This window comes from Amycolatopsis sp. lyj-23 (assembly GCF_046549135.1).
In the GTDB taxonomy this organism is placed as follows: domain Bacteria; phylum Actinomycetota; class Actinomycetes; order Mycobacteriales; family Pseudonocardiaceae; genus Amycolatopsis.
Window position 1 is genome coordinate 151,966 of record NZ_JAJPWN010000015.1, and the last position, 13,760, is coordinate 165,725.

General features: G+C 74.5%; 10 protein-coding genes. 3 read left to right on the forward strand and 7 right to left on the reverse strand.

Translation table 11 applies throughout. From position 1 onward, the window contains the following. The first annotated feature begins 56 nt into the window (after nt 1–56). Nucleotides 57–1,031 (forward strand): AraC family transcriptional regulator, encoded by a 975-nt coding sequence (locus ACLJPY_RS33875; protein WP_410594848.1) that lies wholly within the window; start codon nt 57–59, stop codon nt 1,029–1,031. 376 nt (nt 1,032–1,407) lie between these two features. Here ACLJPY_RS33875 and ACLJPY_RS33880 read toward each other — a convergent pair whose 3' ends face one another. The 7 genes from ACLJPY_RS33880 to ACLJPY_RS33910 form a co-directional block, all read right to left on the reverse strand. After that, on the reverse strand, nt 1,408–2,898 hold the full coding sequence (locus tag ACLJPY_RS33880) for a helix-turn-helix domain-containing protein (protein WP_410594850.1): 1,491 nt from the start codon (nt 2,896–2,898) through the stop codon (nt 1,408–1,410). Further along, on the reverse strand, nt 2,895–3,965 hold the full coding sequence (locus ACLJPY_RS33885; protein ID WP_410594852.1) for a DUF917 domain-containing protein: 1,071 nt from the start codon (nt 3,963–3,965) through the stop codon (nt 2,895–2,897). Before ACLJPY_RS33885 ends, ACLJPY_RS33880 begins: the two co-directional genes overlap by 4 nt. Nucleotides 3,966–3,986: 21 nt before the next feature. Further along, nucleotides 3,987–5,087 (reverse strand): DUF917 domain-containing protein, encoded by a 1,101-nt coding sequence (locus ACLJPY_RS33890; protein WP_410594854.1) that lies wholly within the window; start codon nt 5,085–5,087, stop codon nt 3,987–3,989. Continuing rightward, a complete protein-coding gene (locus tag ACLJPY_RS33895) occupies nt 5,084–6,154 on the reverse strand; it encodes a DUF917 domain-containing protein (protein ID WP_410595058.1) in 1,071 nt (356 codons plus the stop codon). Before ACLJPY_RS33895 ends, ACLJPY_RS33890 begins: the two co-directional genes overlap by 4 nt. Continuing rightward, nucleotides 6,154–7,695 (reverse strand): hydantoinase/oxoprolinase N-terminal domain-containing protein, encoded by a 1,542-nt coding sequence (locus ACLJPY_RS33900; RefSeq protein WP_410594856.1) that lies wholly within the window; start codon nt 7,693–7,695, stop codon nt 6,154–6,156. Before ACLJPY_RS33900 ends, ACLJPY_RS33895 begins: the two co-directional genes overlap by 1 nt. Nucleotides 7,696–7,711: 16 nt before the next feature. Further along, nucleotides 7,712–9,037, reverse strand: a complete 1,326-nt coding sequence (locus ACLJPY_RS33905; protein WP_410594858.1) for a purine-cytosine permease family protein — start codon at nt 9,035–9,037, stop codon at nt 7,712–7,714. Between the two features lie 159 nt (nt 9,038–9,196). Beyond that, nucleotides 9,197–11,323, reverse strand: a complete 2,127-nt coding sequence (locus ACLJPY_RS33910) for a DUF6351 family protein (protein ID WP_410594860.1) — start codon at nt 11,321–11,323, stop codon at nt 9,197–9,199. A gap of 325 nt (nt 11,324–11,648) precedes the next feature. Between ACLJPY_RS33910 and ACLJPY_RS33915 the strand changes: the two genes are divergently transcribed. Then, nucleotides 11,649–12,341 (forward strand): response regulator transcription factor, encoded by a 693-nt coding sequence (locus ACLJPY_RS33915; RefSeq protein ID WP_410595060.1) that lies wholly within the window; start codon nt 11,649–11,651, stop codon nt 12,339–12,341. Beyond that, entirely contained in the window at nt 12,338–13,717 is a 1,380-nt protein-coding gene (locus ACLJPY_RS33920; RefSeq protein WP_410594862.1) for an ATP-binding protein, read from the forward strand. The genes ACLJPY_RS33915 and ACLJPY_RS33920 overlap by 4 nt, the downstream gene beginning before the upstream one ends. The last annotated feature ends 43 nt before the right edge of the window (nt 13,718–13,760 follow it).

Consider the following 13,760-nt stretch of genomic DNA (forward strand, 5'->3'; position numbering starts at 1 on the left):
GAGACGATCCATGGGACGACGTCGACGTTTCCTTTGTGATCGTCTAGCGTGGGCGCGTGGACGTGCTGAGCGATCTGCTGGTCCGGGCCCGCGCCGGGCACACGCAGGTCCGGCAGCTGATCCGACGGCCACCGTGGTCGGTGACCTACGCCGACGCGCCGCCGCTGACCGTCGTGGCGACGCTCGGCGGGGGCGGTTCGGTCCGCTTCGACGACGCCGCTGCCCCGGCGGCGCGGCTCGCTCCGGGCGACATCGCCCTGGTCCGGGGGCCCGGCAGGCACACGATCGCCGACGACCCGGCCACCCCGCCCGGCTTCGTGATTTCCGGCGGGAAGAAGCACTTCCCCGACGGACGCGAGGTCGCGGCGGCGGCCCAGCCGACCTCGGCGCCGCGCACCTACGGCACCGGTTCGCCGGGAGCGACGACCATGCTCCGCGGCGCGTACGAGCTCCACGGCGCCGTCGGCGCCCGGCTGCTGGACGTGCTCCCGCCGCTGGCGGTCGTGCCCGCCGGGCCGCGCACCCGGCCGGCGCTGGACCTGCTCGCCGCGGAGGTCGCGCGCGACGAACCCGGGCAGGACGCCGTCCTCGCCCGGCTGCTCGACCTGGTGCTCGTGCTTGGGTTGCGGGCCTGGTGCGCGGGAGAGCCGACGGTGCTGCCCGCCTGGTACCGGGCGCTGGCGGAGCCGGCCATCGGCGACGCACTGCGCCTGATGCACGCCGAGCCCGCGCGCCGGTGGACGGTCGCCGCGCTGGCGCTGGAGGTCGGCATGTCCCGCGCCGCGTTCGCCGCCCGCTTCACCGCACGGGTCGGCGAGCCGCCGCTGACCTACCTCATCGGGTGGCGGATGACGCTGGGCGCCGATCTGCTCCGGGACACCGACGAGACGGTGGCCGCCGTGGCCCGCGCGGTGGGCTACGAAGACGCCTTCGCTTTCAGCGTCGCGTTCAAACGCGCCCACGGGGTCAGTCCTTCGGTCTGGCGCCGGGTGGCCCCGGCGGGAGGGGGAAGTCCTGCTGCCGACGGGTGAGTTCCGGGTCGGTGCGGTTCGGAGAGGGTGACCGCCCACAGCGCCGGCCCGCCGCTCTGGCGCCGCGAGGCCGCTCCAGCCCCCACTCCGGCGCCGCGAGGCAACCCCGGCGAGACAGCGAAACCCCGCCGACCGGCGACCCCGGGTCGGTCCGGTTCGGAGAGGGTGACCGCCCGCGAGGCCAGGTGCGGCACCAGCCCCACTGGTCTGGCGCCGCGAGGCCGCCCCAACGGGAGGGCGGAACCCCGCCGACCGGTGACCGCCGAGTCAAGCCGGTCCGAAAAGATGACCACCCACAGCGCCAACCCCACCCTGCCGCCGCAAGGCCACCCCAGCGACACAGCGAAACCCCGCCACCGAACGGCGACCCCCCGAGTCAGTCCGGCTCGGAAAGGATGACCGCCCGCGAGGCCAGGTGCAGCGCCAGCCGCTCGTCCGGGCGGGACAGGTCGACCCCCAGCAGCTGCTCGATGCGGGCCACCCGCGCCGCCACCGTGTTGCGGTGGATGCCCAGCACCGTGGCCGTTTCCGCGATCGACGACTCCGCGTCCAGGTACGCCGCCAGCGTGCGGACCAGGTCGCCCGGGGCCGGGTGCAGCGGGGCGAGCAGGGCCCTCGCCGCCGGCTCGAACGTGTCCGTGCGGGTCCACTCCAGCAGGAGCTGGGCCATGCCCAGCTGGTCGACGTGCAGGAAGTGCCCGGTTTCCGGGCGGGTCGCGGCGAGCCGGGCCGCGTCGAGGGCCTCCGCGACCGTGGCCGCGAGCCCCTCGGGATGCGGGTGCGGCCGTCCCACGCCCGTGTGCGCGCCCAGCCGCAGCGCCCGGTGGGCCGCCTGCAGCCGGGCCGCCAGGGAGCGGACCCGCTCCGCCGTCGGCTCGTGGTCGGAACTCACCCAGCCGGTCCAGCCGTCGCCGTGCTCGACCACGACCGCCTCGACGTTCTCCGCCTGCAGAGCGCGCACCACCTCCGGCGTGCGCGCCACCGTGTCGACCGCGGCCGGGACGCCGATGTGGAGCCCGACGTGCCAGCCGCCGAGCCGCCAGCCCGCGTCGGCGACCCGGCGGCGCAGGTCCGCGCCCGGTTCGGTGTCCAGGCGCAGCAGGTCGCCGAGCAACGCCGTGCGCGAGCGCGCGTCCCGCTCCAGTTCCAGCCGGTTGGCCAGCAGCCAGCGCTGCAGCGCCCCGGCCGCCACCGCCAGCGCCGGCGGGACGATGTCCGCGCTCGCCGCCGCCGGCCCGGTCAGCTCGGCCGCCAGCCACAGCGCCGGCCGCTGCAACAGCACGGGGTGCGCCAGCAGGACGCCGCCGGCCAGCTCGGTGCGCTGCGGCACCGGCTCGTCGAGCCGGACCCGGCCGGTCACCTCCCCGGCGAGCGGCGCGCCTTGGTCGTCGAGCACCGCGACCGGGCCGCGCAGCAGCCGCCGCAGCACGGCCACGACCTCCTCGGGCGGGCGCAGCCGGTCGCCGAGCGCGCGGTGGGTGGCCAGCAGCAGGTTCGCCCGGTCCAGCTCGGGCGCCACCAGCAGCAGCCGGGCCTCCACGAGCAGGTCGAGCGGCGACGCACCGGTGCTCAGCAGCGGGACGGCCAGCCGGTCGGCGAGCAGGCGGGACGCGGTGAGCGGCTCGGTCCCCGGCAGCAGGACACCGGTGGCGCCGCTGTCGGCGCAGCGCCGCAGCAGCGCGTCGATCTGCCAGTCCGTCCCGGCGATCGGCCGCACGACGACGACCAGCTCACCCGCCGCCGGGGCGCGCGAAGCGTCCACTGTGGCCTGAACCGTCGCGAGTGGACGGTCCAGGCCGGCCGTGCCGGCCAGCACGCGGACGTGCTCGGCCCAGCCGGGCAGCGCGAGCACCCGCCGCAGGCTCATCGCGGCCGCACCGGATCGCAGTCGATGCCGTACGCCCGCGGCTGCAGCACCGGCAGCCGCCGGGGGTCGGTCCAGAACGGCGCCGCGGCCAGCCGGACCACGTCCACCTCGACCCCCACCCGGATCGCGTCGCACGACACCGGCACCCCGGTGCGGTGGTCGAGCACCGAGAGCACGTCCGGCGTGGACGCCACGGGGGCGCCGTCACGCAGCGCCAGCAGGTATTCGTTCTCCATCTCCAGGCGCAGCAGGCTGCCGTCGCGGTGGTCGGCGAGGGTGACGCTGCCCCGGCCGAACCCCGGGCTGCCGTGCCGTCCCGGTCCGGGGTGCCGCGCGACCTCCAGGACGCGGCCGCGCGCCAGCACCGAACCGTCCAGCGCCGCCTCGAGCGCCGGACGCGGCGGGCTCTCCCCCACCGCGAGCACCCGGCGGCCGAGGGCCAGCGCGCCGCTGGTGGTGCCCGGCACGGTGCACGCGGCCAGGTCCCCGGCCGGGATCGGGGCGAGCGCGAACGCCGCCCACCCGCCGGAGCTGGTGAGGAACGCCCGGGTGCCCCGCTCGACCATGAGGTCCGAGCCGGCCGCGAGCACCACCACCTGCCCGCCGGGTTCGGCCAGCACGGCCGGCGCGATCCCGCGGCCGGTCGCGGCGACCGAGAACTGGTCGAGCCGGGGCAGGCCGCGGCCGGAGAGGTCGGCGTCGACGTAGGCGAGCCCGAGCTGCTCGGCCACGACCAGGGGCAGCAGGCCGTTGAGGCCGCCGATCTCGATGGACATCAGCGCGGCGGCGCGCTCGCCGGTCCAGCGTTCGACGGCGGCCACCGCGGCCGCGAACTCGTCGCCACCGGGCAGTTTCTCGGTGAACGCCGCCGTCGCGCCGACGACGCCGATCGGCACCACCCGGGTGTCCGGCGCCAGCTCGCCGACGGCCCGCACGGCGAGCGAGCGGCCGTCCGCCAGGAGCCGGCGCAGCAGCACGGCGGCGGTGACGGTGTCCCCGCCACCGCCGGACCCGAGCAGGGCCACCCCGCGTTCGAGGGCGGCCACGTCACCGGCGGTGATGCGCATGACTGACCACAGTAGACGAGCTCAGCGCGGGCCGTGGGCTTCGACCGGGACGAACGCGTGCGGCAGCCCGAACGCCGGCGGGCCGAAGGTCGCCAGCGCCTCCGGGGTCCGCATCAGGGGCGGGGTGGAGATGCCGACGACGGTGATCCGCTGGCCGTAGCGCAGGGTTTCGGTGGTGATCGGCTCGGCGGTCGCGGCCTCCAGCACGCAGATCAGGTCCGGGACGACGCAGCGCACCTCGCCGTCCACGGACGCGACGAGGTTCTCGTTCTGGAACCGGATCTCCAGCTTGTGCCCGCCGTCGAACGACACCGCCACCGCGCGCCCGCGCGCGAAACCGGCCTCGGTGCGGCGTTCCACATCGGACACCTTGCCGCGGAACAGCACCCGCAGGTGCTCGTACGGCGTCTCGGCCAGCGCCGCGGCCAGCCGCGCCACCGGATCTCCGTTGGCCGTGCGGGCTTCCCGGATCGTGCGGCCGACCGTCAACGCCAGCGAGAGCGTCCGGGGCACCGCCGTGCGCTTGACGTCGGCGCCGCTCATGGCGTACTCGGCGATGTGCGCGACACCGCCGAGCCGGACGGTGACCCCGCGGGCCAGCCACTCCATCCGCCGGTTGTCGGAGCCGGTGTCGATCACCGCCGTCTCGCCGCGCTCGCCGCCGATCGCCATCGGCGAGCCGGGCACGCCGTAGACGCCGAAGGTCTCCATCTGCAGCTCCGGGAACGCCCGGCCCATGCCGTCGGCGTCGACCACCGGCAGCCCCAGCCGGGCCCCGACCAGCAGCGGGATCATCGAGTTGATGCCGCCGCACTCGATCGGCATGGTGGCGTCGGCGCGCTTCCCGAGGTGCTTCTCCAGCGTCCGCAGCGCCAGGACCGGCTCGGCGCCGCTGGGCAGCTTCTCGTGGACCACGGTCGGCGCGCCCATCTGCGCGGTGGGGATGACCAGCGCGGCGTCGTCGACCTCGGCGGGGTCCAGCACCGTGACCGGCCCGTGCGCCCGGATCGCCTCGCGCACGAGCAGCCGCCCGACGTACGGATCGCCACCGCCGCCGGTGCCGAGCACGGCGGCGCCGCGGGCGAGGTCGGGCAGGTCGGCTTCGGTCAGCGTCCAGCTCACCCGGCCACCCCGATCGGGTCGATGTCGTAGCCGAAGTACCGCGGCCCGGCCAGCGCGATCCCCTCCGGGGTGTGCCAGCGCGGGTCCGCGGGCGCGGCGAGCACGGTGACCCGCTGGCCGTAGCGCAGGCCTTCGGTCGTCACCGCTTCCCCGGACTCGCGGTCCAGCGTGCAGATGAGGTCGGGCACCGACGCCTCGACGACGCCGTCGCGCTCGGCGACGAGGTGCTCGTTCTGGAAGCGCAGCACCAGTTCGGCGCCCTCGTCGGCGTCCGTTCCGGCCAGCCGGGCCTCGCCGCGGGCGAAGCCGGTGACCGTCCGGCGGGCGACGTCGACGACCTTGCCGCCGAACAGCCGCCGCCCGCCCAGCCGCTCGACGACCCGGGCGACCGGGTCGGTGTGGGCCTCCCGGGCGGCCCGGACCAGCGCACCCAGCTCGGCGCACAGGCTCAGCGTGCCCGGGACCAGCGCTTCGCGGGCCTGCGCCCCGGACATGGCGTAGTTGCTGATCATCGCCGAGCACCCCATGTCGATGGTCGCCGACCGGGCCAGCCGCTCGGCCCAGTGGTTGTCGACGGTGTCCAGGACGCCGCGGTTGCCCTTCTCGTCCGCGATCGACATCGGCGTCGCGCGGATCCCGTACAGCGTGGGCAGGACCATCTGCAGTTCGGGGAAGGCGCGGCCCATGCCGTCGGCGTCGACCAGCGGCAGGCCCAGCTGCGCGGCCGCGACGACCGGGATCAGCGAGTTGACCCCGCCCGCCTCGGCGCACGCGATGTGCGTGAGCTCCCGGCCGAGGTACGTGGCAAGCGTGCGGGCGGCGAGCCCGACCTGCTCGGCCGAGGGCAGCTTCTCCACCATCACCGTCGGCGCCCCCATCATGGCCACCGGCAGCACGACGGCGTCGTCCGGCACTTCCGCCAGCGGGACGAGCGGCACAGCGCCGTGCGCGCGGACCGCCGAGGCGGCCAGCAGCCGGCCGATGTACGGGTCGCCACCGCCTCCGGTGCCGAGGATGGCGGCACCGGAGGCGATGTCGGCGAGGTGGTCCACCGTGATTTCGCGCATCACGCCCCCAGCTGCAGGTCGCCGACGGCCTTGGCGCGGATGCGCGTGGCGTTGCCGGGCAGGTACGGGATGGGGACTTCGTCGAAGTCGACGATGCCGACCGACGCCGGCGACGCGCCCGCCGCGACCGCGCGGTCGACGGCCTCCTGCTTCGCCTCGTCGACGACGGCCTCGCGGCGGCCGGGCTCGATCACGTAGACCCGGTCGACCCCGCCGCCGATCTGCGCGATGGCCGCGCCGATCGCGTTGGCCACGGCGTAGTTCTCCGGCCGGTGCACCGCGCCGCAACCGGCCAGCTCGTCCGGCAGCAGCACCGAACCGCCGCCCACCGCGACCACCGGCAGCGGCTCGGCGGACGTCCGCATCCGTTCGACCACATCGGACACGTCGGCGGCGATCTTCGCCAGCGCCGCCTCGACGAGCCCGCGGTCCAGGCGCGACACCAGCGCAGGGTCGCCGATCTCCGCGCGGCCCGCCGCGACCGCGATGTCGGTCGCGGTGAGCGTGTCACCGCCGAAGACCAGTGCCTTCGACGTCAGCTCGTAGCCGACCGAATCCGGGCCCACGGTGACGTTCCCGCGCACCCGGCTGCCGCCGCCGATGCCGATGGACAGGACATCCGGCATCCGGAAGTTGGTCCGGATGCCCGCGACGCTCACGTCGGTGGTCGCCTCGCGCGGGAAACCCTGCCGCAGGACGCCGACGTCGGACGTCGTCCCGCCGACGTCGACCACCGCGCAGGTTTCCAACCCGGACAGCACGGCGGCACCGCGCATCGAGTTCGTCGGCCCCGACGCGAAGGTGGCCACCGGGTAGCGGCGGGCGAAGTCGACGTCCATCAGCGTGCCGTCGTTCTGGCTCAGGTACAGCGGCGCGGTGATGCCCGCGCCGGTGACCGACGCGGCCAGCCCGTCGACGATGTGCGCGGCCAGCTCCCGCAGCGCCGCGTTGATCACCGTCGCGTTTTCCCGCTCCAGCAGGCCGATCCGCCCGATCTCGTGCGAGAGCGAAATCGCCACGTCCGGCAGCTGCGCGCCGATGATCTCGGCCGCGCGGGCCTCGAACTCGGCGTTGACCGGGGAAAAGACCGAGGTGATCGCGACGCTGCGGATCCCGGCCGCGCCCATGTCCTCGGCGGCCTTGCGCAGCTCGCTCTCGTCGAGCTCCGCGATGTGGCGCCCGTCGAACTCGTGGCCGCCGTGGACGAGGTAACTGCGGCCCCGCACGGCGTCGACGAGCCGCTGCGGCCAGTCGACCATCGGCGGCAGCGACGCCCCGGCCGGCAGGCTCAGCCGCACGGCCGCGGTCGGCGCGAGCCGGTGGGCCTCCACGAGCGCGTTGATGAAGTGCGTGGTGCCGATCATCACCGCCTGCACCGCGGCCGGGTCGAACGCGCGTTGCCGCTGCAGTCCGTCGATCGCGGCGACGATGCCCGAGGTGACGTCCGCGGTCGTGCTGGTCTTGACCGAGGCGAGCACCCGGCGGCCGTCGAGCAGGACCGCGTCGGTGTTGGTGCCGCCGACGTCGATGCCGATGCGCACGAAAGGATCTCCTTTGCTAGACGGCGGGAGCGGGCTCGGCGTCGGCGGTCCGGCTGCTGCCGATCCCGCGGACCAGGCCGAGCTTCCCGGCGACGACGTACAGGACGAAGGCCACGACGAGGGAGTTGATGCTCGGCAGGCCCCACTCGACGAACTCGCCGAACAGCGCGGCGGCGATCCACACGACGAGCGTGGCGGGTACCCACACCGGGGCGTCTTCTGGCACGCTGCCGCGGGCGCGGGCGGCTTCCAGGTCGCCGCGCCACTTCTTCACCACGAAGTACTCGGCCACCATGATCCCCGCGATCGGCGGGAACGCGACGCCCAGCACGGTGAGGAAGCCGGTGAACTCGGCCAGGATCCCGGCCGCGGCGAGCAGGCTGCCCGCGACCCCGAGGATCGCCGTCACCAGGCCGCGGTGGGCCTTGCGCCCGGACACCGTGCCGATGAAGTTCACGACACCCAGCCCCGAGGAGTAGAGGTTCCAGTCGTTGATCTTGATCGTGCCGGCGATGACGATCAGCAGGCCGACCCAGCCGACCGACGACGTCACGATCGTGGTGATGCCGGCGCTGCCGACGGCGTGGGCGAGCAGGACACCGGCGAGCCCGATGACGTACTCGCCCAGGGTGATCCCGACGAGGGTCTGCTTGACGACGTCGCCGGTGGTCCGGTTGAAGCGGGTCATGTCCGGGGTGATGACGGCGCCGACGATGAACCCGCCCGCCACCAGCGTGGTGCCCTGCAGCAGGCTCAGCGACGGCCCGGGCGGGGCCGAGGAGACGAGCGTGCCGAGGTCGTGGCGGGTCAGCTCGGAAACGACCGACCAGCCGACGAGGACGAGGAAGGCGGGCACGGTCAGGTACGCCGTCCAGGCCATCGAGTGGAAGCCGCGGACCACGACGGCCGTGACGACCAGGCCGAACACGAGCGCCCAGCCCCACTCCGGCAGGCCGCCGATCAGCGAGACGAGACCCTGGGCGGAGACGGCGGACTGGATGCCGAACCAGCCGATGAGGCTGATCCCGATGGCGAGCCCGATGAGCGCCGAGCCGCCGCGGCCGAAGCCGGTCCAGCGGGCGATCATGGACGTCGAAAGGCCCTCGCGGACGCCGATGACGCCGACGAGGATGGTGATGAACTCCAGGATGACCGAGCCCAGGGTGAAGGCCAGGACCGCCGTCCAGAAGCTCATGCCGAACCCGACGGTGGCGCCGAGCAGGAACTGGGACAGAGCGGAAACCTGGCCGAACCGCTGGACGGCGACCGACCACCACGAGTACCGGGCGTGCTCCGGCACCCTGGTGAGGGCGTAGTCGTCGACACCGACTGTTGAGGCCACGCCGACCTCCTCTTCGGGGAAGGGAAACGGTTCCCCGCACCGTAGGCAGCGGTCCCGGCGGCCGTCATCGTGCGATGTACACAGCGGGTCGGCGGAAGCTGTGCAGATCGCACGGTGCCCGGGCCGACGGCGGCTACGGACGCCGGTGGCGCGGATCCCTCACGGCAGCTTCGCCGGCGGCGTGGTCCCGGTGCGTTCGTCGCCGTAGCTCAGCCAGGTGCCGATCGGGGCGCGCTGCCCGACGCCCGGGCGGCGGTAGTCGCACACACCGCCGGGGAAGGCCGCGCGCAGGCGATGCCGGTCCGCCGCGGTGAAGGTGACCGGGTAGTCGCGGAAGTCCAGCGGCTTCAGCCGGCACTTCAGCACGTCCAGCGCCAAGCCCTCCCCCGCGACCGTCCGGGTGTTGCCGGCGACCGGGTACTGCGCGCCGCAGCGGCCGCTCGCCGGGTACGTCAGGTCCTCGGTGATCCGGGAGGAGGGCGAGAGGTAGCAGCCGTCGCCGAGGTCGGCCGGCCGGTTCGCCAGCACCTTCTGCCGGTGGCCGCGGTGGGAGCGGTCGGCGTCGATCGCGCTCAGCCAGCGGTCCATCGCGTCGAGCTCGTAGCCGCTCGCCGCCGCCGCTTCGGCCGCGGTCGCGTGGTTTTCGATGATGACCTGGTTGCCTGCCGTGCCGGTGGCCCGCAGAAGCCGTTGCCGCAGCACGTAGGACCACTCGGTGGTGTGGATGTCGTTGCCCGGACCGGCGAAGTCGAGATCGGTCCGCTGGTCGATGATCGGCGTCTCCGGAAGGCCCTGCGACGCCGAGTTCAGGATGCCGTCGGCGTACGCCGCTTCGAGCGCCTTCGGATCGGCCGCGGTCCGTTGCGGCACGGGCGTTCCCGTGTGGTCGAGGCCGCCGATGGTGGCGTTGAGGTCGGCGAACTGCGCCGCGGTGATCGTGCCGGCCCGCAGCGCGGCGAGCCCGTACTGCACGCCGGTGGTGTCCAGCGTGCTGCGCACGAACCCGGTCCGCGGGTCCCGCCCGAGCTGGTTGGCCAGCTGCTCGTTCGAGTTGCACTTGACGCCGTGCGGGTTGGTGACCGGGTCCCACCGCGCCGCGACCGGGATGGCCGCGTTGCAGCTGCCGGTCGCGGTGGCGCGGCTGGCGAAGGTGGCGTCCCACGAAGTGCAGCTGTCGTAGCTCGGGAAACCCGCGACGGCCTGCTTCTGCGCCGGGGTGAACGACGCGCCCGGCCCGGCGAAGTACCGGTCGAGCAGGCGGCAGTCCGACACCGGGCCGCCCACGCTCAGCGGGTCCGGGAACGAGACGCCGGGGATGATGCCGTCGACGATGCCGGGGTAGTTCTCCGCGATGTCGTACTGCTGGATCGCCCCGCCCGAGCCACCCCAGCCGATGGTGTGGGCGACCGGGCCGTAGGTCTCGATGAAGTGCTCCTTGACCATCATCGCCGCTTCGGCCGAGATGATCGGGCTGCAGTTGTTGTCGAGCACGTTCAGGGTCGAGGACGCGACGGCGTAGCCCCGGGCCAGGAACAGGTCGTTGACGACCCCGCCGGTCGAGCTGCCCTGGTGGTAGCCCGCGTTGCAGCCACCGCCGAAGGTGTAGACCAGCCGCCCGTTCCAGCTCGGATCGGGCGTGACGGGCGACGGCGCACCGGCGTAGAGGGCCGCGATTTCGTAGACGGCGCGGTCGATCGTCCCGCGTTCGACGCGGACGACGTACGGCACCGCGTGCCCGCCGACCATGGCCGTCGCGAGGTCCGCGGGCCGGCTCGCCGGGTCCGCCAGCGGCGCGAACGCCCCGGCGGTCGTCCGGTACTGGTAGCTGACCTGCGTCGGCGCGCTGCAGAACGGCTGCACCGCCGCGGGCAGGCCGAACGCCGTGGTCTCGCAGTAGAAGGGAAGCTGCTGGGAGCCGGAGAAGACAGGCCCGGTGCCCGGGTGGTTGGCGACGCGCAGGTCCGTCCGCCGCCCGGCGGTGGCGGCCCTCAGGTCGTTGACGCCGTCCCGCAGGCCGGTCACCAGCCCGAGCAGGCTGCCGTCCGGCTGCGCGCGGAAGCTCGAGGTGACGTCGTGGCCGTTGGCGCTGACGGTGACCCGCCCGGTCCGTCCCGGCGGCACGACCTTGACGAGGACCTGTCCCCCGCTGACGAGCTCGGGCCGCGGGTTGGACACGGTCTCGATGGTCAGCGCCCGCCCCGGCGCGGCCGCCGCCGTCCCGGCCAGGAGAACGGGCGCGGCCAGCGCCGCGACCACGGCGGCGGAGCGCAAAGCACGGTGGGCCACCAGGGACTCCGCTCGCTCGGGGCGTCGCGTCGGCGCGACACCGGGCTGCTGCCGGTATAGCACCTGCGGCGGGAGGCGAACAACGGCATTGCGTCGCGAAGACGCGAGTTCGCGCCACACAGCGGACTCGGCAGCGCGCACCGCTGCCGGCAGCGCCGGTGGCATGAAGCAGCCCGACGCCGCACGCCGCCGACAGCCAGCCCGTGGCGTCCGGTGGGGAGAGCGGCTACCGCCCCGGGTTCCGATCGCCGTCCACGTGGTCATGATCGCAGTGGCGGCCCGCCGACCTGCCGCAGGCGGCCGCCGCGGGGCGGCCGGGGGCATGATGGCGGCCATGCCGCACCGTGTCCTGCTCGCCGACGACGACCGCGCCATCCGGGAGTCGCTGGTCAGAGCGCTCGATCTCGAGGGTTACCACGTCACCGAGGTCGCCGACGGGGTCGGCGCGCTGGCCACGGCGCGGCGGGACGAGTTCGACGTCATCGTCCTCGACGTGATGATGCCCGGCGTCGACGGCCTCGGCGTGTGCCGGGTGCTGCGGGCCGAAGGCGATCCCACCCCGATCCTCATGCTCACCGCCCGCGTCGAGACGCCCGACCGGGTGGCCGGGCTGGACGCCGGGGCCGACGACTACCTGCCGAAGCCGTTCGAGCTCGACGAGCTCCTCGCTCGGCTGCGGGCCCTGCTGCGCCGCACGTCGGCCGAGCCCGAGGCGCGGCGCACGCTGCGGCTGGGCGAGCTCGCGGTCGACCCGGCCGGACGGCGGGTGTGGTGGCAGGGCACCGAGATCACGCTGTCGAAGACCGAATTCGACCTGCTGGAACTGCTCGTGCGCAACGCCGGGATCGTGCTCGACCGCACGACGATCTACCAGCGGATCTGGGGTTACGAGTTCGGCGCCGATTCCAAGAACCTCGCCGTCTACATCGGCTACCTGCGGCGCAAGCTGGAGCAGGCCGGGGCCACCGGGCTGATCCACACCGTGCGCGGCGTGGGCTACTCGGTGCGGCCGGCATGAACCTGCGCAGCAAGCTCGCGATCGCCTTCGCCGGGGTCGGCGCGGCGGTGGCCATCCTGGTCGGGGTCTTCAGCTACCAGGCCGCCTCGCAGCGGATCAACGCCGAGCTCGACCGGTCGCTGCTGACGACCTCGGCGGAGGTCGCCGCCGGGGCGACGCAGATCCTGGCCCCGAGCCCGGTCACCCGCGGCCCCGATGACGACGACCACGACGAGGCCCAGCCGATGGTGGCGCAGGCGATCGCCCCGGACGGCGCCGCCCGGCCCCTCGGCGGCCGCCCGGTGCGCCTCGACGTCGGCGACGACGACCGCGCGCTGGCCGCCACGGGCGCCCTCGGCGACCACCGCTACACGAACTTCACCGCCGGGCGCGACGACTACCGCGTGATCACCGTGGCGCTGGGACCCGGCCGCGGGGCCGTCGAGCTCGGCATCGACGTCGACGAGTCCCGGCACGTCCTGAAGGGACTGGCCGCCCGCATCACCGGCGTCAGCGCGCTCGTGCTGGCCGTCGCGGCGCTGGCCGGCTGGCTGCTGGCCCGGCAGATCACCCGGCGGCTGGTCCGGCTCACCGACGTCACCGAGCAGGTCAGCGACGGCCGCCTCGACGACGTCACCGTCCCGACCGGCGGGCGCGACGAGGTGGGCAGGCTCGCGACGTCGTTCGACCGGATGCTCGGCCGGCTGGCCGACGCCCGCGCCGACCAGGAACGCCTGGTCCAGGACGCCGCCCACGAACTGCGGACGCCGCTGACCAGCCTCCGCACCAACGCCAGCGTCCTGCGCCGGTTCGCCGAGCTCACCCCCGACTCCCGGGCCCGGCTGCTCGACGACGTCGACGGCGAGACGCGCGAGCTGACCCACCTGGTCGACGAGCTCGTCGAGCTGGCCACCCGCCGCTACGAGGCCGAGGAGCCGGCGCCGGTCGAGCTGGGCGAGATCGCCGGCCGCGCCGCCGAGCGCGTCCGGCGGCGGTCGGGGCGCGCCATCACCGTCGAGGCCGGCGCGTCCGCGCTGACCGGACAGGCCAAAGCGCTCGAGCGGGCGGTGACGAACCTGCTCGAGAACGCCGTGAAGTTCGCTCCGGACGGTCCGATCGAAGCCGTCGTCCGCGACGGCCGCGTGGCGGTGCTCGACCGCGGCCCCGGCATCGGCGACGACGACGCCGCCCGCGTGTTCGACCGCTTCCACCGCGCGGACGCCGCCCGCGGGTTGCCGGGGTCCGGCCTCGGGCTGGCCATCGTGCGCGAGATCGCCCTCGCCCACGGCGGGTCGGTCTTCGCCGAGCCGCGCCCCGGCGGCGGTGCGGTGATCGGCTTCACCGTCGGCGCGGACCGGCTCTTACCGAACTCTCACCCTGATCACGTCGACGGCTAACCCGGCTTCGGAAGGGTGGACGTCGATCACCCCGAGGAGCCCG